The sequence below is a fragment of the Klebsiella sp. CN_Kp066 genome, assembly GCF_040065135.1.
In the GTDB taxonomy this organism is placed as follows: domain Bacteria; phylum Pseudomonadota; class Gammaproteobacteria; order Enterobacterales; family Enterobacteriaceae; genus Klebsiella; species Klebsiella oxytoca.
Window position 1 is genome coordinate 197,107 of record NZ_JBEAIU010000024.1, and the last position, 24,449, is coordinate 221,555.

Consider the following 24,449-nt stretch of genomic DNA (forward strand, 5'->3'; position numbering starts at 1 on the left):
CCGGAATCTGAACATTTTATGGATATTTCGAATCAAAAAAATCATCCTCAACAAATTATTCCAGAGCCAGGGCAACTTGTTGAAGTTCGTCGACGCCAATGGATCGTTGTTGAGGTTTCATCTTCCCAGTTACCACCGCCTTCGTCTCAGCAGCATCTCATAACTCTTTCATCCATAGATGAAGATGGTTTAGGAGAACTACTTGATGTTATCTGGGAAATTGAACCTGGCGCTCAAGTAATTGAACGAGCTGGTTTACCTTCGATTAATGGCCTGGATGACTCTGACACTCTTGAGGCTTTTCTTGATGCAGTGCGTTGGGGAGCTGTCACTAAAGCTGACCATCGTAACTTCTTACAAGCACCTTTTCGTAGTGGCGTAAGCATTGAAGACTTCCAGCTTGATCCGTTGGTGCGTGCAATTGATATGGCCCGTGTCAACCTTCTTATCGCCGATGATGTTGGACTTGGTAAGACCATTGAAGCTGGGCTAATCATCCAGGAAATGTTACTTCGGCATCGAGCTCGCACAGTTTTGATTGTTTGCCCTGCGTCGCTGCAAGAGAAGTGGCGTGTTGAGATGTTAGAAAAATTCGGTCTTGAATTTCAAATCGTCGACACCGCTTATATTAAGCGATTAAGACGAGAACGTGGCATTCATGCCAATCCGTGGACATCGCATCCACGGTTAATCACTTCAATGGATTGGGCCAAAAGTGGGGAAGGTTTGCGTTCTATGCGTGACGTCCTTCCCTTAAAGCCTAGTTATCCACGAAAGTTTGACATGCTTGTCATTGATGAGGCACACAATATAGCCCCAGTGGGTAGAGCTAACTATGCAATGGAAAGCCAGCGTACTCGGTTTATTCGTTCGATAAGCCCACACTTCCAACACCGTTTGTTTTTGACAGCGACTCCACATAATGGCTATACCGAGTCTTTCACTTCGTTGCTTGAGTTGCTGGATGATCAACGTTTTGCCAGAAATGTACTTCCAGATGAGAAGTTGTTGAATCAGGTGATGATACGCCGCCTCAAAAGTGATCTGGTCGATTCAGAGGGCAATCCACTTTACGCCCAACGTAAGCTCAAAGCCTTATCCGTCGAATATTCGGCTCAAGAGCGTTCTATCCACAAAAAACTGGATGAATATTGCCATAGCCGGGAGCAAGGAGCAGAGAAAGCCAGCAATACTTTTGGGACGACCTTTGTCAACCAGCTACTTAAAAAAAGACTTTTTTCATCACCAGCAGCCTTTGCATCTACTCTTGAAAGGCACATATCAACTTTGATGCATGGCAAACGGCCTAATGATAAAAATGCCATGGCTGATCGTATCCTTCATAAAGCAATCCTTCGTCTAGAAGAAGATTACGCCGACGATCAAGAGATAGAGAATGCCCAATCTGAAGCGGTGGAAGAAGCAACACATTACACCCAACCGCTGACGAATGAACAGAAACAAATACTCGATGTATTGCGTCAATGGGCGCAAGTTGCTAAGAATCAGGTAGACTCTAAAGCCAAGGCAATACTTGATTGGATTAATACGAATCTTAAAACAAATAATCAGTGGAATGAGTACCGAGTAATTCTGTTTACTGAATATCGAACGACACATCAATGGATGCATGAGATTCTGGCCAGCCACGGACTTGCTGGTGAGCGCTTAGCTGTTTTACATGGTAGCATGCCGCAAGAAGAACGAGAAAAAGTTAAAGCCGCCTTCCAGACATCACCAAAGGCTTCTGCTGTTCGCATACTCCTCGCAACTGATGCCGCCTCAGAAGGTATCGACTTGCAAAACTATTGTAACTACCTTATCCATTTAGAAATTCCATATAACCCCAATGTAATGGAACAACGTAACGGTCGTATAGACCGCCACGGACAACGCCAAAAAGAAGTTGTAATTTGGCATCCAGTTGATGGTGTGGATAAGGTGAATGCTCGTATCGGTGGTCACGGTGACGATATCCTACGAGCATTACGCAAACTTGAATCAATGCGGGCTGACATGGGTAGCGTCAATCCAGTCATCGCACCTCAAATGTCAGGACTGATTGAAGGCACTATCAAAGATTTTGATACACGTCTGGCTGAAGCCAGAATTGCAAAAACGAAACGTTTTATTAGTGTTGAGCGCGAACTAAAAGAGAGAATTGCGAAGCTACATGATCGACTCCTTTCAGCCAGACAGGAGCTTCATCTCACACCTGAGCATATACAAATAGCCGTCAATACAGCTCTCATGTTAGCTGGTCGTACAACTCTTGAACCTTTTGAGTTACACGATGCTCCCTCAGGTTCTGTATTCAGGATACCTGCTCTCTCAGGTACATGGGCACGTTGTCTTGAAGGACTTCGTCATCCCCATACACAGGAGATTCGTCCTGTCACTTTTGATCACAGCGTGGCGAAAGGACGTGATGATGTCGTACTCGTCCATTTAAATCACCTGTTAGTGCAGATGTGTCTACGTCTATTACGAGCAGAAATATGGGCGCGCGATGATATAAAAAAATTACATCGAGTTACGGTGCGCTCAGTACCAGACATGTTACTTGAAAGCCCTGCGGTCGCTGTTGTTTCACGATTGGTGATTACTGGAGGTAATCACCATCGACTTCATGAAGAATTGACAATAGCTGGTGGCTATCTTGGCGTCAAAAATTTTAGGCGCGAGGATGGTGTTAATAAACTACAGCAATGGTTTGAGCAGGCGAAACCTGTGACTACTGAATTTTCGCTTTTGGATGCCTTTCGCATGCGTTTTGAGCGAGCACAAAACAGTATTCTCCAGTCCGTTGAAGCTAGATCAAAAGATCGCCTGCAATATCTGACTAATACCCTTCAGACCCGCAAAGAGCGTGAATTGTCTGATATCAATAACATACTCAATGAACTTGAAATAACTATCAAATCTGAGTTAGCTAAAGATCAACAACCTATGCAGTTTTCATTGTTTTCAGAAGATGAACGCGCTCAAATCAAGCGTGATAATGCAGCGCTCGAAGCCCGTCTCGCTCGCATTCCCGCAGAGCGGGAACAGGAAGTACAAACAATCGAACTTCGCTATACCAACATTGATGATCGCACATTCCCTGTCGCCGTCATTTTTCTCGTCCCAGAATCTACTATTCAGAGAGGTGCAGCATGAGTTTAAATAATATTCACGCTGAATGGCTTTCTCTGGTAGATATTTCGGGACCTTTTCTCGCTATCCCGGTACTAACGCATACATTTCCTCAGGGACTAGAGGTGCTTAGTAGCTTCAAGTGTAGGCGGCTGCGCCAAGCCTATGACGAATGGCGGGAGGCATTAGAACTGGAAGATCCTCAGCTAGAAGAATTGCACTCTGCATGGATAGACGAAGTGCTGTCACGAGTGTTGGAATTTGATGATGATGGTAAAGGTGATGTGCTGAAACGTGCGGAGTGGTGTGGAAGCCACTTGAAATCACTATTGCCGGACCAGGGAGTGGTCCAATATCCCGATTTAGCAGTTGTCGATGAGCAGCAAGATAATAAGCCATTGTTACTCATACATACCTATAAACCAAATGTAGATCTGGAATCAACAGTTAAGCAAGAGGGATGGATAACCACTCCGGCAGATCGTATGGTTCAGTTATGTCGTTCACTCGATTGTCGCCTCGGATTAGTAACCAACGGAGAACGTTGGATGCTAGTAGATGCTCCAGTTGGTGCTGTCACTTCTTTCTCCAGTTGGTATGCGCGTCTTTGGAGTTTGGAACCAATCACACTGCAAGCGTTTGTTCATTTACTTGGCATTCGCCGCTTCTTCGTTGATGAAACTGAACAGTTACCTGCATTGTTTGATGCTTCATTGGAGTATCAAGATGATGTAACTGATGCTTTAGGTGAACAAGTTTGTCGTGCTGTAGAAGTGTTAATTCAATCGCTGGACAAAGCCGATCAGGATCGCAATCGTGAATTGCTGTGCGATGTCAGTGAATCAGAGCTTTATGAAGCCGCGTTAACAGTGATGATGCGTTTGGTATTTTTGCTCTCAGCTGAAGAAAGGGGGCTGCTGCTCTTAGGTGACGAGTGTTATGAGTCTAATTACGCGATTTCCACTTTGCGTATGCAACTACGGCAAGAACCTTCAGAAATCCTGGAAAGGCGTTGGGATGCTTGGACACGATTACTGGCAACCTTCCGAGCAATGTATAGCGGCATTGAGCATGAGAATCTACGTCTACCGGCGTTAGGGAGTTCATTGTTTGATCCTGACCATTTTCCTTTTCTTGAGGGAAGGGCTAAAGAATCCAACTGGAAAAACGATACAGCTGTACCTTTACCAATTGATAATCGAACAGTCCTACTATTACTGGAAGCTATTCAGATTTTTCAGGGGAGGACTCTTTCTTACCGCGCATTAGATGTTGAGCAGATTGGTTATGTTTATGAAGGTTTGCTGGAACGCACTGTCAGGCGTGCCGATAAAGTTACGTTAGAGTTGGATGCAACTAGAAAAGCTCAATCACCTTGGGTAACATTGGCTGAACTAGAATCTGTGAATATGGATGGAGCTGAACAACTGATTGCATTGCTTCATGAACGTTCCGGTTGTTCCGTCAGTAGAATTCGTAAGGATTTATCCAAACTAATCGATGAAAATTTAGCCGAGCGTCTTTTAATTACTTGCCAAGGTGATATAAAGCTACGTGACCGTATTAAACCATTCGCACATCTTCTTCGTACCGATCCATGGGGTTATCCGCTTGTCTATCCGGCAGGTTCATTTATTGTTACTAGCGGATCCAATCGCCGCGAAACAGGCACCCATTACACGCCGAAATCTCTTACCGAGGAGGTTGTTGCTCAAACACTTATTCCTCTGTCTTATATTGGGCCAGTAGAAGGTATTCCGCATGAAGAGTGGCAACTTAAATCATCCGCTGAACTGCTTGAACTCAAAATATGTGATCCAGCAATGGGTTCGGGAGCTTTCTTAGTTCAGACTTGCCGTTGGCTCGCTGAACGACTTGTCGAAGCTTGGTCGCTTGCTGAAAAATCTGGCAAAGTGATAAGTGCAATCGGAGACATATTGGAGATTCCTAATGCTGAAGAGCTCCTGCCACAGGATATGGATGCTCGCATTCTCATCGCCCGTCGCCTTATTGCCGAACGTTGTTTATATGGTGTAGATCTTAATCCACTGGCAGTAGAGCTAGCTAAACTTTCAATTTGGCTCGTAACTTTAGCTAAAGACCGACCTTTTGGATTCCTTGACCATAATTTACGATGTGGGGATAGCTTACTTGGTATTCACCGATTAGATCAACTAACCCAACTTTCACTTAAGCCTACGGTCAAAGGGCAAATACAGTTATCCAAGCAACATATTGAAAAGGACGTTTGGGAAGCATTAGAGTTACGGCAAAAATTGCGGAAAATGGCTGTCCGTGACATTCATGATATTGAAGCTATGTCATTATTAGATTTAAAGTCCCGTTCTCGTCTGAGAGTTTCTAAGCAGATTGCTGATATCTTTATTAAGAAGGTCTTATTTTCCAAGGGGGGCGGACAAAATCTCAAGAATGATCTTGCTTCTTTCTCTGTTTTTGCAAGTGATGCACTTAAACGAGGTAATGAGGACGTTTCATTTGTTGCTAAAAATATCTCCCATGGCCTTATTACTAATGTAACGAATGAACCGTCGAGTCATAAGCCATTTCATTGGCCACTTGAATTTCCCGAAGTATTTACAAGAGAGTGCGCAGGGTTTGATGCTTTCGTAGGAAATCCCCCTTTTTTGGGTAATCGTTTATGGAAATCATCAATGGGTGAAGTACTGCAGTGGCAATGCCAGATGATACTGGGTACCTCGCCAGGAAAGATCGATCTCAGTGTTGTATTTCATCGTCGGGCAGTTGATCTACTTCGCCCTAATGGTTGTTATGGATTAATTGCTACTAGCAATATAGCGGAAGGAAGTGCTATCTCAGTAGGGCTTGGAACTATAGTTCGGAATGGAAGTATCTATTTCTCTAAAAAAGGGATGCCATGGCCAGGTAAAGCTTCAGTGGTTGTATCAATAATTTGCTTCTTCAAAGGAAGCTGGAATGGTACATGTATTTCGGAAGGACAAGCTTGTGATCGTATTGGTGCGCGTTTAGAACCTGAATCTAAAAATGTTTGGATTCCCAGAACACTCCCTCAGTCAATATTCAGCTTTGAAGGCGTAAATAATAGTAAAGGCATGGCGTTTGTGATCTCGACGGCTTCACCGTGGTTCGAACTACTTAAGAGTGAAAAGAATAGCCTTCTCCGGCCATATATCACTGGTGATGATTTAACCAGCTATGCGTTACGAAGAGTTGAACGATGGGCTCTGGACATAGCTGACAGAAAACTGGATGAAATTGAGAAAAACTGGCCCATTGCATTCCAATTTTTAATTCAAGAAGTTCAGCCGACTCGTACAACTGAGGCGTTGAAGAGCTATAAAGGGCTCTATGAGCGCTGGTGGCAATTCTGGAACAATCGTGCTGACCTTATGCGAAAATTAAGGAAAAGAAATGATTTTATTGCATTTGCAAAGGTCACAAAATATCCATTTTGCTTGATGGCTCCTACTGATTGGAACTATACAAATAAAATTCTGCTTATTGAGGTAGGGAGAAAGGATCTTTTTGCCATTTGCTTGAGTTCATTTTTCCGAAATTGGTTATATGCGTTCTCAGTTCGTAGTCTAGGTGCAGACACTAATACTCTTACACTTTCCATCCGTGAGGCAGTATCAACTTTCGCTTTACCAAAGGAAATGGTGTCTAATTCAGGTCAGTTCCATGCGGCTCGCTTTCAAGAGTTAATCATTAATTGGAGTGATGAAAATCAAAGTGGAATAACTGAAGCATTGAATTCAGTGAATAATCCAAACTGCAAACATCCAACAATATGTGAATTACGTAAAATTATGGCCGCAATAGATGTTGAGGTAGCACAGGCATATGGTTGGGAAGGTCTTGATATTTCATATGATTTTCGTAAATTTGACGGTGGTTCATCAAAAGATCCATGGCGTTGGGCTATATCAGAAGATCTAACCGCTGAGTTGATGAGTAAATTAATAGAGCTCAACCGACACTACGTTGAAGGGCTTTCTGGAACAAAAGGCAATGTAGCTAGCCCAGATGCACGAAGATGACGCTCTAAAAGTTGCGTTTGAAAAAATCGAATAGCTATTGAGGATTTTGGCCCACAGTCGAAAGAACACTGATGGTATTGACTTGTTTGATTATTGATGAGGATATATATGGCAGATAACAATAAGTCAGCTAACGCATGGTTTGCTTTTGACCGTGGCTTCGTTAGCGATTCCACTTTAAACCTCCATACAGTGAATTTAAAAGGTGATCGCTCCCTAAATCAAGGGATTGCTGAAAGTGATTGGGTAGTAGTCCTTGATACGTCAGGGTATATCACGCGAATCGGACGCATTCTGCGCATTCGCTCTGATCTCGAAACTACTACGCTCTATTTCGATCGTATGTTTCGGGTTGTATCGCCTGTTTCCATTGGTTCGACCTCACTTACACTACCTGCAAAAGGAAGTTATGGCCGGCTTCAGTGGAAAGAATTCATTGAAATGCTACCAAATTCACTAAATACAAGCATTGCTGAAATACCAACGATCGAAGATCAAACTTACATTCGCGAATTACTGCAACTAGCAGTTATGGATGATTTACTCGGGCCGGCAGCCGGCCCTAATGAGCTTATCGTCGATATGGGCGTAAGGGATCGATATCTTGTTGGTAAGCTTGCTCCACGTGAAGCCGCCGAGCGCAGTTCTGAGTTTTCTGTGGATCCAGAGAATGCTGATGATGATGTTGGTGACCAAATAGTTAAGTCTCAGACAACAAAAGTGGATTCTCCAAAAGTGTCTGGCCGGGGAGAACCTGATGTCCCGGAAGAAATTGATGCTGCCAGCAACCAATCATTGGTACCAAGTAGTCTGGGAATTACTTTTTGTGTCGATGGCGATATTGATCAAATAGAACTAGAAGCTCGTTGGGGACGTTATGAGCGTAGCAATGACCATGAGATTTATCGAATCCGCAAGAACAAGGATACAGGGGGCGAAGAACAGACCAAAGTAAAAGTCTGGCAGCGTTTCCCTAGTGGCGGGAAGATTACATTATCTCTGATAGAAGGCACGATTCCTCCTCAAGTTGTAGATAGTACATGCCCAGATGTTTTGGTACAGGGCACAATTCGTCACAAGAATGAAAATGGGGATCGCCTGATCACCATATTCCTTGTAAATAATCAGGAAGATCCACCTTCTAATCATGATATGGCATGGATTTTCCAACCAGAATTGATCGTTAGACCAGTAAAGGATGCTGCTGAGAAAGCAATATTCAGGCGTAAACCCGTTTTGGATTCTGATGGTATGGATCCCGAACGTGAAGCGCTGGAAATGATTTACCGTAACCATGTTGAATTTGCAGTAGGGCATGGTGTTGCTGTGCATGCTAAACCTGCAGATAACACTGAACTTGCGACTGAAATTCGCACGACTGTTATGCCACAGTACGAAGTCCAGAGAACAGAGACTCCCGGTCTTGATCCATCAGATCGTCCAGCGATGCAAGAAATGGTCAAAAGTGGTTTACTTGACATGCAGAAACTGGCCACTTTGGAAGTGGAACCACTGATCGATGCATTAAATGTACTAACCAAGGACTATCTGGATTGGATTAGTGAACAACGTGCCAGTGTAGGTATTAAAATTACAGGTTTTGAAACCCAATCTCAGATCGCAATGGATCGTTGTAAGGAGATCCATTCTCGCCTGCAAAAGGGTATTGATACACTTAAGCTTAATGAAAAAGCGCTGGCAGCATTTCGTTTCGCCAACAAAGCAATGGCAACGCAGCGAGTACGAAGTTTATACGCGTTGGCTAAACGCCGTGGTGAAGATACAACTATTGAACCATTTGATATTGAAAAGAATCGTAGCTGGCGCCCTTTTCAGTTGGCATTCTTATTGCTCTCTATACCTTCGTTGGCAGACCCAAACCATTCCGATCGCGTGCAGCCTGTAAATGCCTATGCTGATCTTTTATGGTTCCCCACGGGTGGTGGTAAAACTGAAGCTTATTTAGGCGTTGCGGCTTTTACAATGGCCATACGCCGCATGCAGGGTAATTTAGGGGGGTATGATAGTTCGCGCGGCTTGGCGGTAATAATGCGATACACATTGCGCCTGCTAACATTACAACAATTCCAGCGTGCGACAGCCTTAATTTGTGCTATGGAAGTTTTGCGGCGAGAAGCACTCAATAATGGCGACGTGTCTCTCGGATTAGAACCATTTACTATTGGTCTTTGGGTTGGCAACAAAGTAACGCCTGGTTCGACTGAAGAGAGTCATCGAGCTATTGAAGATGCCCGTAATCCGGGAAAAAACCATGCGGGAACGGCCTCACCTGCACAATTAACTAGTTGTCCATGGTGTGGTTCATCAATTATCCCCGGACAGGATGTTGAAGTTAAAAAGGATAAATTGGGGGGAAGGACGTTTGTTTTTTGCGGTGATAAAAAGGGGCGTTGTGACTTTTCCAAAGGAAAATCAAGTAAACAAGCCCATCCAGGATTGCCAGTATTAGTAGTGGATGAAGAGATCTATCATCGCCCTCCCACAATGATGATTGCTACTGTAGATAAGTTTGCCATGATGGCATGGCGTGGCCAGGTGAGAACACTTTTCGGCCGTGTAGGATTGGAATGTGAACGACACGGTTTGCTCTGGCAGGGGGCTAGCTGCACAGGAAATCATCCCGCAGCCAAAGGACAACCTTCAACTAAAGTTAAGGTTATCAATCCAATACGGCCACCGGACCTTATCATTCAGGATGAATTCCACTTAATTAGTGGACCTTTGGGCACTATGGTTGGATTGTATGAGACTGCTGTTGATGAATTATGTAGTTGGAATCTTGACGGGAAGTCGGTCAGACCAAAGATCATTGCTTCAACTGCAACAGTCCGTAAAGCTAAGGAACAGGTAAATAATGTTTTTATGCGCCAAGTGGCAGTATTTCCACCACATGGGATAGACGTTGAGGATAACTTTTTCTCAGTACAACGACCTATAAAAGAAAAGTATGGACGTCGTTATCTTGGGGTATGCTCGCCTGGCAGTTCAAGGCCCGCAATGCTGATCCGTGTTTACACTGCATTCCTGACCGCAGCACAGGAATTATTCAACCACTTTGGCGAGCCTGCTGACCCTTATATGACAATGGTTGGCTATTTCAACTCGCTACGCGAATTAGGCGGGATGAAGCGACTTGCAGAGGATGACGTACAAACACGTTCTTACCGGGTGCGAATGAGCATGGTGGAAAGACCGGCATTGGCACAACGTAGTATAAGCAATATTCGTGAATTAACTTCCCGAGTATCCAGTCAGGATATCCCTAAATATCTTGATAATTTAGAGGTTAAGTTTAAATCTGACTTTGATACTACTACTGGTAAGTATGTGACTAAATGGCAGGAGGGGGATACACGGGCTATTGATATCGTCCTTGCTACTAATATGTTGTCTGTCGGCGTCGATGTTAACCGACTTGGTCTTATGGCCGTAAATGGTCAGCCTAAAGGAACGGCCGAATATATCCAGGCTACCAGTCGTGTAGGGCGTTCATTTCCCGGTTTAGTTTGTACCGTACTAACATGGGCTCGTCCAAGAGACCTTTCTCATTACGAAACATTCGAACATTACCATGCCACCTTCTACAAGCATGTAGAGGCCCAGTCTGTTACTCCTTTTTCTCCTCGAGCGATGGACCGTGGTTTAACAGGTGCGTTATTAAGTCTTGTTCGTCTGGAAAACGACGAATTCAGTCCAAACGATGGGGCTGGTAAGTTGAATATGTCTAATCAAGTCGAGATCTGTAATGCAATCAAAGCTCTGGCGAATCGTGCAGGTAACGTTGCAGAAGATAATTCTCGTAAAAAATTGGCAGAGAATGAACTGAAAGAGCGTGCTGATGAATGGGCAAAGAAAGCGTCTATGGGGGGGCGGATTCTCGCATATGAAAAACGTGGGCCTGAAATAGATAAGACAGTTAGTTTAATAGACTCACCAGGCCTGAAGCCTTGGGACAACTGGACCGTGCCTATGTCAATGCGAGAAGTTGAACCAGGTGTGAGACTTATAATGAACACCAACCATATAGCGGACGATCACAATTGGAAGCCTCGTCCCGCAACTAAGGATGAGGACTGATTATGAAAATTAATGAGAAAACACCCGTTGGTGAAGTTCGCCCGAGCCAATTGCTTTGGACATATGGTCCTGGAGCCCTCATTGATTTGCCCAACTTGTCAGTTGTAACACTTGGAATCGACAGGTGGGAAAAGAACCGTTGTCAGCCAATTCAGGAAACCCGGTTACTAGCTGCCGTTAGAAAGGTATTAGGTGACCAGGTTGAAAGCTTGCGAATGCCACCATTTAAAAAAGGCGAAGTCACAGATATGTTGTCTGCCGAGGCAAATATCGGGGTACCTGTTCGTCCTTTCCCTAGATGGTTACGATGCGTTAAATGTGGGTTACTTTCACCTTACGATGCCGGGCTTTTCGAAATAAAACCAAATCAATATAGACCTGAACGAACTCGTTTTGTCCATAAAGATTGCCGGGGTTCTAAGGGCGATCAACCAGCCAGGGATGCTGATGCAGTACCAGCCCGTTTTCTTCTAGCTTGTCGCGATGGCCACCTTGATGATTTTCCGTGGCATTATTTTGTTCATGGAGGAAACAGTTCGTGCAAAGGGACACTGCGATTCTTTGAAAGTGGTGCTTCATTGCAGACAGAAAATCTGTGGGTAAAATGCGATTCTTGTGAATCATCAAGGAGTATGGCGCATGCATTTGGTAAGGCCGGTAAAGAAAATCTTCCTGCATGTAGAGGACGTCATCCTCATCTGGATTACTTTGATGCTGAATGTAACGAAGAACCACGTGCAGTACTGCTTGGGGCCACGAATAGCTGGTTTCCTATAACGCTTTCAGCACTAGTGATCCCATTATCAAACGTTACCCCATTACATCAGATAGTCATTGATTATTGGAATGATTTTTCGGATGTAGAAGATCCTGCTGAACTTAGAGGGACACTAAAAATCCTCAACAAACGTGGTGAAGCTCAAGGTATTGAAAAGTATGCTGTAGAGGAAATATGGTCTGCAATTGAAGCTCATCGCTCACATTATGGTGAGGAGTTTGTCGGCGAGGCTGATATTAAAGGTCCTGAATGGGATGTATTGATAGAACCTAATCCCCCCGCAGATTACCCTCATTTTATGAGTAAAAAAGCTAGTACTCCGACGCGTTTTACGCCATATATTGAGCGAGTTTTACTCTTAGAACGGTTACGTGAGGTTAATGCTTTACTTGGTTTTACCCGGGTCGAAGCTCCTGAAGAATCTGAGGATCCCAATGAACGACCACAAATGGCCAGCCTGTCACGGAGCAAACCTGATTGGGTACCTGCTAATCAGGTCCATGGTGAAGGGATATTTCTGCAGTTCAATGAACAAGCGCTTGTGGCATGGGAATCTCTGGACGCTGTAAAACAATCGGACAAAATGCTTCGCGGTGGGCATACAGGTTGGAGAAATGCTCGTCACTTGGATCCAGAAGAAGGTTATCCCGGCATTCGCTATGCTATGTTGCATACACTTTCCCATTTACTGATTCGAGAATTGGCTCTGGAATGTGGATATAATGCCGCGAGTATTCGTGAGCGTATCTATGCAAATACAACCAATGGCACTCCTCAGGCGGGTATCCTTATTTATACCGCTGCCGCTGATTCAGACGGTACTTTAGGGGGACTGGTTGATCTTGGCAAACCAGAAAATCTTGGACGTTTACTTGAACAAGCATTAAATCGCTCAAGGATCTGCTCATCAGACCCATTATGTTCAGAGCATGATCCAGAGAAGGATCGTTCGCTGCATGGAGCTGCTTGCCATGCCTGTAGCTTAGTTGCAGAAACCTCTTGCGAGAAAGGGAATCGCTATTTAGATAGAGCCCTGCTTGTACCAACACTGGAGCATACTGAAGCAGCTTTCTTCAAGGATTTATTAAATGGATGATCTTCTGGACGCTATTACAGCGCTGAGCTCTCTAATATCATCTGAAAAAATAAGAGCTATCGCTGAAAATATTAGCCATATTGATGATAATAAATCTATGGCCACATTATACAATGTGGTCAATACTCCAATAGCTGTAACAATAGTCAAACAACTCACTATGGCCTGGCAAAAAACGTCTGTCAGTTCTAGTGAGTTGGCTGCAATGCTCCTTACTGCCAGCCATGTCTATTCAAAAGCCACTTCAGAGCAATCTACCGAGTTAGTGTGGACTGGCCCCACAACACCATTTGTTTCAGCACGTCGTACTGAACAGGCTTTGCTTCAAGTTATTAGTACCGCTGAGCGCACTCTGTTTATAACCAGCTTCGTCGCTTATGATGTTTCAACGATAGTGAAAGCATTAAATGCTGCAAATGAACGCGGAGTTATGATCTCAATTTTACTTGAATTATCGCAAGAGAAAGGTGGTAGTTTAAATTTTGATACCATTGAGAAGATGAGAATACAGGTCCCTTCAGCCAAACTTTATGTATGGAATAATAAAGATAATGAATATTATGGCGGATGTGTTCATGCAAAAGTTGCTGTTGCTGATGCTCGGGAGTGCTTTATCACTAGTGCAAACCTTACTGGGTATGCTATGGAAAAAAATATTGAAGCCGGGGTGCTTATTTCTGGCGGAAGTATTCCAAGGCAACTTAATGAGCATCTTTTCTATCTTATTAAAACAAAAATTATTAGCTTGATTTGATAATGCGGTTTTAATAGCCCCTACAATGCACTATTAGAAATAAATTTATACTTATGGCTTATTTCGTTTCTCTGTGAGTAATAATATTTGGGTTCATCAGTTTGCGGTGTTATTTTAAGTGATATATGAGTTATCTGTTCTGTGAGGCAATTCAAACGTAACCTTATTTACTGAACTTCAGTAAATTTAAAACTCTATATTGAAATGGGTTTAGGGCTTGAAAATCAAAAAAATTTTTCACGTATGGAACGGATTGGGGATTCAACTGAATCAGAAATTAAAAATCATAATTTATAGGTGGCTGGTTTTTTATATTCCTGCATCATATCTCTGATACAGGAACAGTCACAGTGAATGGCTATAAATTATTAGTAAACAGAATGTCTATCTCTCACCTGCATGGCGGTACTTATGAATAGGCTCACCTGTTTGGGCGTGCACAGCTAGAACAGGATAGACAAAGGGGCCTTGGCTGCTGGCGTCAGTAGCTTGTGCATATTCATCATCTGTTTTAGGCAGATTGTTTTCAGGGCATAAATAAAAAATCATTGGTGCACGAATGCTGAATTCAGATGGTTCAAGTATGTAGTCCCGCTTAATTACCTCTTGTTGCGCTTTGTTTAGTGTTGGATTGGCTATAAAACGCACGGGGATTACGACCTCCCATGCGGTATCTTTGCGCGGAGGGGGGGCGGCAGGAATAATCAGTTCCGGCGAGTCCAGAAATCGCGCCAAAACAAAGTCCTTAAACGCCGAACTGCCCCAGTCATAGGCTCGCACATGCTGGCGCCCGTTAACGGTGATAATTACCGTAGGGCTTAGTGTACGGGATATGCCTTCCGGGTTTTCCATTGACGCATAAGTCACTTTTACTTGCCCCTTCTGTTCGATTGCTGACAAAAAAATTGCCAGCGTGCGGCTATGCACTGCGCGATGGATGAGCGGGATTTCCTGCGCGTGGGCCGCTTGCGGCGGTTGAAATTCTACCGTCGCACGCCAGACCAGATCGTTTTCTCCCAGCAAAACAGGCGTAAACGTCGTACTGGGGAAATACCCTTTTCGGCCGGCCCCCTTCTCAATAGCATTGCCTGGAGCGACCTCCATATAGGTTCTTACATCAGTACGAGCTTGTTGCGCCGAGACGCCAAACTCTTCAGCAATCATGCGCGAAGTGACTTTTCGTTCCCACAGTAGCTGGCGCTCAATATAGCGCAAGCGCAACCATTGTGCGTGGCTGAGGGGGGATTTGTGTTTATCAAGAAACATTGAGTAGTACATATCAGTTTTATTCTTATTTGCAGGTTAATCAATTGCGGTTTGATATACGGACTAAGTATAGAAGGCGAATGACATCAAAACAAATAACATTGTTATCAAAGAAAATTAAGCAAAGTTTCTTTGCTTAATTGGGCGGGGAGTACTATAGTGACTTCCGTCTCAGAGGGAGAATGTTATGTCACTAGGGTTTTTGGAGCAGGCTCGTAATGAATCTATGGCACGCCGCGAGCTGACGATTCAATCTCACGCGTTGCTGGTAGTGCGGACGCTGGATTCAATATACAGCGCCCTACAGCGCAATCCGTTTGATGGCTTCGAGCTTGATGCACTGGCGGCAATTATGTATCTCTTTGACGCCATGCTTTATTATGCTGACCGCGAGCGCCAGCCAGGTATGACGCGTAAAGAAGCTGAGCTATGTCTGGTTGGGCACCTCAATGAAGCCTATCCGGGACAAGAAGCGTCCGACTACGCGCAAGTTGCCAGCAAGATTTTTGCGGCGATCAAAGACCCTTTCCGTCTCAGTTATTACGACTTCTCGCAACGAACGCATTCCGAAGAGCAGATAGTCCGTCTGGTACGCTATGACCAGCTATCCGGCTCAGATGATATTCTCTGGTCGCTGACTGATGAAGGAATGCTGTTCTATACCCTCCGTTTGGATGAAACGCCGATAGAACGCGCTGCGATTCTGGCCTGGCGCACGCTTAAAACCATCCGTCGCGGTGAGATCGACAAGGCAGTACACCAGATCCAATCAACGCAGCGGCAACTGGAGCAATATCTGATTGGGATGCGGATGAAAGTGCGTGCTGCCCAGTCTGGTGATTTGAGTGCATCTTATGCACACGATATCCGTCCCGTACTCAATGATTCCTTTGATAAAACCCGAGAGGTTTTGGAACATATCCAGAACTCAATGTCGGCCATTACCGAAATGCTGGTTGAAGGAAGTTCGAAATTAAATCCCGACAAATTAAATAAGCTACGTAAGGCACAGGAGATTTTTGCTGAGGTCTGCGCTTTTACGCAGCGCTATCAAGACTGCTTACTTGATGTTAACAAAGATTTTGAGCGAGCTCGTCTGAAACTCATTATTCCCAGAGATAATACCCTTTTCCGGGAAACGCTTGAAAAAGGTGTACTCAAGCCCTTGCTGTCTCATCCCCCCGACACTGTCGAAAAGGAAATCGATGGTCTCACCGCACGCCTGTTGGCTCCCCGAAGACAGGATGATGATCGGCACATTCTGTTTGACCTTGAGGCGCTGCTGAACCTTTATCTCGATAGATTTGAACAGGCGCTTCCACATGAGATACAGGACCTCACCGATCAGCCTGTAGCTATTGAAACCAACCTGCGAGGTATCCCTGAATCTGTCATTAAAAAATGCAGCGATTGGGTTAGTGACCGATTGAAGAATTGGGGGCATGTGAGCTTTAGAGATGTTTTCGACGCCTATGAGTGCGAAGAATTATCCGAACAAGAACAACAGGTTTGTTTACTTCATATTGGCAGTCTGGCAGCTAACAGCGATCCCGCAATAGAAGTAGAGATAGACGACGCTATCGAAACAACGCTCTGGCGGGCTAACAATATCAAACTGTTAATGGTCGCTCCCTTATACCCCTTTGAGGAGTAGTTATGTACGACAACGCGCATCAACAAGCGAAACGCTACGCCGAGATTGCCACGCAGGCAATTATGAATTCACTGGGATATAAAATGGGGGATGAGCTGATTCAACGTGCGCTTGATCTGCAAGGTGATGCCCTGTTCGCAGAGATTATCCGTGGCGTCGCGACAGGTATGAAATTGCGGTATCTCGGGATTCATGAGACCTACGGGGTATTACTGGCTGCAGATGGCCGAGGCCCGTTTTCCCCATCTTTGGGTTGGCTGAACAAACGCTTGTTACCTGAAACAATGGCTGAGCAACAGGGTAAGGAACGGAAAGAACAGCGTCTGTTTGCAGGCTTAACACTGATTGCGTTGCTGGCTGATTTGTTTCCAACTCCAGACACCGTTCGTGTCGAGTTCGGTCAGAGTAACGCCATTAATGCCGCCTCGGTGGTAGCCAGGCTCAATAATGTTGCCGACCAGGTGATTGCCCAGCGCAAGGCCGAGGGGGACGATACCGTAGATGGCCTACTTATGGCGGCCAGGTTTGTGCAGGAAGAACGTATTCCCCGTATTCACGACGAAAAGGTGGGGCGTGTCTCAAGTATTCGCTCGCAAACAGAAATGGCAACGCGCTGGATACAACTGCTGCAGGAGGAAGGCTTTCTGGCCGAAGACAGCAGTTTGTCGGGAGAGTCCGACTGGTATCCGACCCAAAAACTCAAACATTATCTGCGCCATACTGGCATTGAAGAGACGGTGCGTTTTGTCATGAGCATCAGTCCAGCCGTAGAAGAACGGTCGTCAGACTTAGTTGAAAGCGATATTGCAGCATTAGCAGATACCATGGAGTTTTCTTCGCTCAATGAACGTCCAGTTACAACTGGAACCACAGAAACACAACGTTTGACGGAGATTTAATCATGTGGCTGATTAAGCGGGTTTATATGGATGGCGCAGGCCATGAAGAAGCTTTCTACAAGGACCTCACACTGGACTATATTGGCCTGTCTCAAGCGGTCGGTAGCCCTGTTGTTGAAGGCCTGCGCTCGCCCGTCAGGAATGCGAAGGTGGTGACCAGTACCTATCAGCAGCTTGTGAATGGGGGCGGTAAATCAACCTACATCGCGCTGCTGTTATCGATTTTTGAGCCGTCCGTTAGTGACTTCACCCAATATCTGGCAAATCATCGCCAGAGTGAATACCACTACCGCAATTACTTCTATAAAGAACTCTCTGTTGTTTTGGTTGAGATGGTCAATGAATCAGGACAAACGTTATTACTGGGACATGCTCATCAGCGTAATGGAGATGATGTTGACCGCACACTGTTTATTTGTGATGCGCCCGACGCCCTGATGGGCGCGCCGTTTGATGAAGTCCCTTCTTATTCCCGCGCGGAACGCAATTCTGAGCTACGTCCCTATGCCAATAGCCTGCGCAGCTTTGATAGCTGGCTTAATCTCAAGGCCGGTAGTGAAGGCGGCATGCATTGGCGTAAAACCACCAGACAGAACGAGTGGCGCGCATTTTTGCTGGAACAACAAATTAACGTTGATCTTATCAAAACAATGGTGACCTTCAACTCCGAAGAAGGTGGCCTGACCCGTTTTATCGAATACAAAACTGAACATGATTTCCTTGGCGCATTTTTCGCCTGCACCATGTCTAAAGATGCGGCTGAGCGGCTGCGGGAACTGGTAGCGCATGAAGTTGAACGTCAGGGAGAGTTAGAGGGGATCCGTCGTAACGAGTCCTTCCTGAAGGATGTGCTGGCTAACTGGCTGGCGTTTCTTGATCCGGCTAAACAGCTGGAAAGCATCCAGGCGCAGCAGCAACTGCTGGATGATGGCTTCCGGGAAGCAATGCGCGATCTCGCAGCCTTTGTCAGGGATGCTCAGGTTGAACAGACGCAGCTTGAAGATAACATGGATAGTTTGCAAACGCATATTGGCCAGGCGATGTCTCTGCGTGAGCAGTTAGGTAAGCGCAGAGCACTGCTTGAATATGATCTCGCGCAGCATCAGTTCGACAAACAAAAAGCGATAGTCGATGCGCTTCAAGACGAAGCCGATACCAATCAGCGCCAGATTGAGATTACTCACGCTGCTATAGACTACAAAGCCTATGCTAAGGCCCAGAATGAGTATCTCCAGGCAGATGAAGATCTGAAGGTATTCCAAAGTAAAGCGGAAAGGCCGCTACAGGTTATTTTCGAGCGTACTGCAGGCGAAGCCTTAGGCACATTAGAGTGGGCAATTGACAGGCATCGCCAGCAGGAGGCTACGCTTGAGGAAGAATTAGGGCAGATGGATAGAGAAAGCAATGCCCTTAAACAATCATACGACGAACTACAAAAGATGCTGGGTGGCCTGGAGGCGGATCGTGAGAGATATAAAAGAGACAAACAGCAGGGCGAATCGCAACGGAATGAATTATGTGAAGCTGGATTGATCCAGAAGGATGAAACACCAGTAGCAGCCCAATACCGACTGGAATTAACCTTACGCAATGCAAAGCAGAGTGAAGAACTGGCTAATACAATTCTTCATCAGAAAGAGCAGGCGCTGGAAGCACAGCTGAATGTTGTGCGGGAGGCATCAATTGAGAAAAGTGAGGCCCAGCAAAAACTCATTCTGGCTGAACAAAAACACCAGTCAGCTGTGGATAGTGCTTTAGTTTTAGCAAAAACCTATCAAAAACTGCCAACGTCAATGCAACATGATCTAGATATTGAAGACACGAGTTGGCACAGCGAGCAGTGTGGATTGCAGCTCGACAAGGTATTGAATGCGAACTCTCACACGCTGAATGGAATGAAAGAGCGTTTACTGCAAGCCCGGCACGAACTGGACGAGTTAAGGATGACGGGACATGAACTGGTCGCTAAGCAGGTCAATGAGGCACTTGAAGCGTTTTATGCGGCGGGCATTGCACGGGATAAGCTCTGGACATTTCCACACTATTTGGCCTCTGTTTACAACGATGATGCACAAAAGATTGCATCGGTGATCGATCAAAACCCTGGACGCTACCTGAGTCTGGTCGCGCTCGACAATGTAACTTTTGAACAGGTCCATAAAATTAGTGAGCTCCTTCCCTGGAAGAAGGCACCTATTGCTATTTACCTGCTGGATGAAGCACAAGATCTCCGCCGAGAAACGTCTGAATTAGTACAGGTCGTCCTCTCAAACCCCGATAAGCACGGATATAGCCAGGCCGCTTACGAAGCCCGGCTGCAAGACCTGGAGAATATCGTAGCGTCGCAGGAAGTCAGTGTGAAGGCGGAGAAGAGCGCCCTTAAGGTACTGGAATCTTTCAGGAATGACTGGCGTCTGCATTACGAACAGTATGGCAAGCATTGGGGGGGACTGCTTGACCAACGGGAGCTGGCTCTCTTAATACTGGAAAATGCTGATGCAGCACTTAAGCAAGCTGAGCATGATGAGCAAACACTGCGTGACGAGAAGATACATGCTCAGGTGCGGTTAAACAACGCCCAACAGCAGAAAATTCAGGCAGAAAAAGCACATGATAAACTGAGTTTTTTTGTAGAAACTGAATGGGCGAAGCGTGAAACGGCGATAATGAAACTGGAGCAGTTAGCTGCACAGATTCAACGAAGCAAGGACACTCTTTGCACCCAGAGAGAGAGACTGGAACGGCTGAACGAGATCGAGAAGAACAAGCGCTCCGAGAAAACCCTTTTAAATATCCAAATGGGCAACTGGGGTAATCTGTGTAACGAGCCGTTCTATTCAGAGATTACGGCGACTGAAGGTATGGCCGGACGAAGCCCCGAAGATGCCCATGAGATGGCAGCTCAGGCGCACAAAAAATTGCTCGAAGCAGCCAACGGTGATCAAGTGACCGCTCTCAAGCAACAACTGAAAGATGCTGAACAGGCACAACGTTCTGCCTCTGAGCGTTTGACTGCTCAACCCACCTACAATACATATCCGGACGAGGTAAAAGCGGCGGCTATCAATGAGCTAACGGTAATTAATAACCGTATCGTACGCCTGAAGGAACAGCAAAAGCAATTCACGCAAAATCTAATTAATTCTCAGGTAACTCTGAAAAATTTTTCTCAAAGCTGTGAGGAGGCTGGTAAAGCACTTGACGAGGATTTTATTTGGGAAGAGAAGCCCATTGAGATAGAGACAATCCAAACGTCTCTGGCTGAAATCGTCAACAGCCTCCATGAAATTGAATACCAGCTAAAACTTCAACTGGAGCAAAAGAAGCTGCAGTTGCAAAAGATGGAAAATGTGAAAGAACGGCTGCAGAACGCCAAAACAGCTCAAGCGATGATTCAGCCCATTACGCCGAGCTCTGCCGCGGGTCTACCTGGCAGGATCCTGAGCATCACAGAATATGCTGACGATCTGGCTACACAATGCCAAATGTATGCCGGTCTAAATGAAACGCTAAAACAGCAAAATATACGCGTCTCTACGGTCTGGGGAAAATTCCGCAAACGGATCGAAGAAGAGTTGGCCAAGGATCTAGATACCCGAGCCAGTCAGGAATACTTACGGCAGTTGGACTCAATCGCAACTTATCATGAAGTGCTGGGCGATTTGGACAGGGTCGGTACAGGGATCACGCAGGTATTTGAAGCTGTGCAGGATAGCCTGGAACAATTCCAGCGTTCGATTGATCTGACTGTCACCCATCTGACTGCTCATCTGGAAGGGGCGATTAAACTTCTCAAGCGCGCGATGTCGGTCAAAATTCCTGAGGATTGCCCCGTACTGCCTGGCCGGCCCATTATCAAAATGACCGACCGGCTGAATGATGTTGCCGCTGATCTCAGGGGTTTTGCCAGCAGCCGCTTGCAGCAGTGGATAGCCAAGGGACAGATACCCCGATCGCCCAATCGAGACGCCTTAACAGCTGATTTGATACAGTCGGTATTTGGCGAAGGGGAGCTGGAGGTGCGTTTGCTGAAGACGAATGCCAGCCGTCCACAATGGACTCCTGTCACCCGACTTGAAGGTTCGGGTGGACAGCGCCTTACATCTGCCTTTTTACTGTTTGTGACGGTTGGTAAAGTACGAGAGTACGATACGGGTATTTCAAGTGCAGGATTCTTGTTAGCCGATAACCCGCTGGGTAAATCGAATGCCGATGATCTAATGCGAATTCAAACCCAAATGGCCAAAGCCTATAAAATTCAGCTCATCTACCTGACTGGTATTTCGGATGAAAACGCCCAATCAATGTTTGATAACCATCTCTTCCTGAATAAAGTTCAAAAACTGAGGCGGCGCGATTTGGTAACCGTTGATAAAGAACGCCATGCCCTGTGGGCAGCTTCTCTGGCTGCTAAGCCACAGTTCGATCCCGTCATTTAAGGCTGATATGAGATGAGTAGCGTAATGATCTGGCTATCCCGACTGGAGTCGACAGCCAATAAACATCGTCTTGCCGCTGGTAAGGCCGCCCGTACAGTGAAAGCTAATGCGGTGCTGGATGAGGTATTACGCGCACACAATCAAGAGGCCTTGAGCCAGGAGGTGCCTGATTTGCTGAGTCAGGCTGTTACGCTACTGCTTGAGAGGGACTGGCGGGCTCAGCCTAAGCGCAAAGCGAGTTGGCAGCGCTACTGGCGGGGTATGAGCCTGCCAAGTACTTTTGTTTACGAAGGTGCCATCGTTCCTACGAAGACAACATCAGAAATAGCCTGGCATCCTTGGTTGGCCCGACGTATTACAGGACAACTGACCCAGCCAATCAAAGCACGCTTACAACAGCTGAATACATATCTTTTTCGCCAAACCGAGGGCGACAAGTCACTATTCCCGGGCTTGCTTGGGCATCGTGAGCGGTCTCTGCTTATATTTGGTGACGAAAAAGCGCTGGACTCCTTGCCGCCTGATGGCTGGAAGCATGTCACTCTGACTTTGGCTGATATGGGCGCGTTTCGACGTGCACCGCCTTTACCGTATGAGTCATCATGTTGCCATGATCTTCCGGCTATCATTGTTGAAAACTCCGATGTGTATTATCGACTATGCCAACTTAATCGAGTTGAGACTCGTTGGTCACTGGTCATTTATGGCGCAGGTAACAAAGTGTCCGGCCAGGCGGAGTGCGTGTCACAACTCCTTGAGGTCGAACAGGTAAAACAGTTACTTTATTTTGGCGATCTGGATGTAGCGGGCTTAAAAATCGCCCATCAGTTGCAGTGTAAGCTGCTTAGTGATTACGGTATCAGCTTACATTTGGATGAATGGCTTTATAATGAACTGATCTTAAATGGTCTAATGACGCCAGAAGGGAACGCCAATAACGAACGGTTTGATTTTGAATTGCAGTGTAGGTGGATGCCACAGTTTGTTTTACGAGAAATGAAGACTCTTCTGGCGATCCATCAGCGTCTACCTCAAGAAGGCGTGGCTTCTTTAGGTTTAGTCATATAGTTTGAATCCCAATGTGTTTTTTAGGAGATAGCCTACTTATAATACAGGTGGGTACTCCTATTGGAGAGTAACCTTTACTGCTGATTTATTATTCATCGTGACCGATGATATATATTTACTAATCATATTGGCTCCATTTATTGAGAATAAAGATCCAACTTTGTGATCTTCCACCCAGTATTCAATTTCATGTCCCATTCTGGGGGCAAATCCCCAAACTAAATTCTAACAACCCATTAATTTTCAATTACTTAAAAGAAAAGGCGAGTCCGGCCTTCGCACCAAATCCCCCAATCAGACCACTAAAATACTTTTTTGTATCTGCATTTCATCATTTGAAAAGCTCCTGTTGAGGCATCTGTTCTTCTGGCCCCGATGCGGCTAGCACAGCACTCTCCCCACTATCCACCCGCGCTTCATCCTCACACCACCTTTCAAACAGCCTGGCGAATCTGGCGCTTTGCCAGGTTTCTCCAACCTGGCTCAAGATAAAGCCAGTGACCACAATAGCGGAAATAAAGTAAAACAGTGAAAATGCGATAGCTGAATTTACGCCCCCGCTGGCCAGTAACGATTGTATTGTCGTCCACCAGGCGCAAGCGAAAATAACTATTGAAAATAGCCAGAAACCCCCGCTAACGAGGTGAAAAGTTTTAATTTTTTTAGCATCTACAGAAAAATGATTTTCTTCACAACGATATAAGGATGGGTTTTTAAGGAAACTTATTAATCGTACATCATATGAGCCGATATTTTTATCAGCGATAAACGCGATCAACTGATGGGCGTGCCAGACAGGGAGGGTAATCCCGATCTGCTCATACAAAAACTTTATTTGTACGGTCTGATGCGTCCTCGAGAGTTTGGTGTCGGGTATGTCAGCGTTCGCTATCTCAGCGATTTTATTCAGCACCTCTATTTTGGTTTCAATAGGTACCTTTTCAAAGCGAATTTTTCGCTTCGTTTGCGGGCTGGACATCACTTTTCCCGCCCAGTCGATCATCTTTTTAGCCACATATAAAATCGCGGGTAGCAAAACCAGCTTTGCAATATCTATCTCATTAATGGCTCCCATCGTTATTCCTCTATAAAATGAATACGTAATGAATTTACAGCACCAACTTTATTTTATGTAGCCCTCATTATTATGAGGGCTTCGATATGGCTAATTCCTGGCTTACTTCTGGTCTGACTTAATGCCATCCGCCCAATACGGCCCCTG

Annotated in this window: 11 protein-coding genes; 9 read left to right on the forward strand and 2 right to left on the reverse strand. The window is 45.5% G+C overall.

Going from position 1 to position 24,449, the window contains the following annotated elements; all coding sequences use genetic code 11:
• Positions 1 to 18 precede the first annotated feature (18 nt).
• From drmD to drmC, 5 genes are all read left to right on the forward strand, one after another.
• Positions 19 to 3,159, forward strand: coding sequence for a DISARM system SNF2-like helicase DrmD (gene drmD / locus ABLV75_RS06285; RefSeq protein WP_032734394.1), 3,141 nt, complete (start codon positions 19 to 21; stop codon positions 3,157 to 3,159).
• Entirely contained in the window at positions 3,156 to 7,175 is a 4,020-nt protein-coding gene (locus tag ABLV75_RS06290) for a type IIL restriction-modification enzyme MmeI (RefSeq protein WP_071991998.1), read from the forward strand. Before drmD ends, ABLV75_RS06290 begins: the two co-directional genes overlap by 4 nt.
• Positions 7,176 to 7,283: 108 nt before the next feature.
• Positions 7,284 to 11,273 (forward strand): DISARM system helicase DrmA, encoded by a 3,990-nt coding sequence (gene drmA / locus ABLV75_RS06295; RefSeq protein WP_032734393.1) that lies wholly within the window; start codon positions 7,284 to 7,286, stop codon positions 11,271 to 11,273.
• A gap of 2 nt (positions 11,274 to 11,275) precedes the next feature.
• Positions 11,276 to 13,147, forward strand: coding sequence for a DUF1998 domain-containing protein (locus tag ABLV75_RS06300; protein WP_071991997.1), 1,872 nt, complete (start codon positions 11,276 to 11,278; stop codon positions 13,145 to 13,147).
• A complete protein-coding gene (drmC, locus tag ABLV75_RS06305; protein WP_032734389.1) occupies positions 13,140 to 13,901 on the forward strand; it encodes a DISARM system phospholipase D-like protein DrmC in 762 nt (253 codons plus the stop codon). The genes ABLV75_RS06300 and drmC overlap by 8 nt, the downstream gene beginning before the upstream one ends.
• 384 nt (positions 13,902 to 14,285) lie before the next feature.
• On the opposite strand, the gene ABLV75_RS06310 is transcribed toward drmC, so the two are convergent.
• A complete protein-coding gene (locus tag ABLV75_RS06310; protein WP_032734388.1) occupies positions 14,286 to 15,179 on the reverse strand; it encodes a WYL domain-containing protein in 894 nt (297 codons plus the stop codon).
• Between the two features lie 175 nt (positions 15,180 to 15,354).
• Between ABLV75_RS06310 and ABLV75_RS06315 the strand changes: the two genes are divergently transcribed.
• From ABLV75_RS06315 to ABLV75_RS06330, 4 genes are read left to right on the forward strand one after another with little or no spacing between them, the layout of a single operon-like run.
• Complete coding sequence (locus tag ABLV75_RS06315) at positions 15,355 to 16,821, forward strand: hypothetical protein (RefSeq protein WP_032734387.1); 1,467 nt, start codon at positions 15,355 to 15,357, stop codon at positions 16,819 to 16,821.
• A 2-nt stretch (positions 16,822 to 16,823) separates the two neighbouring features.
• The gene (locus ABLV75_RS06320) at positions 16,824 to 17,720 is read left to right on the forward strand and encodes a hypothetical protein (protein WP_032734386.1); all 897 of its coding nucleotides are present in this window, start codon (positions 16,824 to 16,826) and stop codon (positions 17,718 to 17,720) included.
• Positions 17,721 to 17,722: 2 nt separating this feature from the next.
• A complete protein-coding gene (locus ABLV75_RS06325; protein ID WP_032734385.1) occupies positions 17,723 to 22,159 on the forward strand; it encodes a hypothetical protein in 4,437 nt (1,478 codons plus the stop codon).
• A 24-nt stretch (positions 22,160 to 22,183) separates the two neighbouring features.
• A complete protein-coding gene (locus ABLV75_RS06330; protein WP_032734448.1) occupies positions 22,184 to 23,227 on the forward strand; it encodes a Wadjet anti-phage system protein JetD domain-containing protein in 1,044 nt (347 codons plus the stop codon).
• A gap of 331 nt (positions 23,228 to 23,558) precedes the next feature.
• On the opposite strand, the gene ABLV75_RS06335 is transcribed toward ABLV75_RS06330, so the two are convergent.
• Positions 23,559 to 24,302 (reverse strand): hypothetical protein, encoded by a 744-nt coding sequence (locus ABLV75_RS06335; RefSeq protein ID WP_004108745.1) that lies wholly within the window; start codon positions 24,300 to 24,302, stop codon positions 23,559 to 23,561.
• Positions 24,303 to 24,449: the final 147 nt, after the last annotated feature.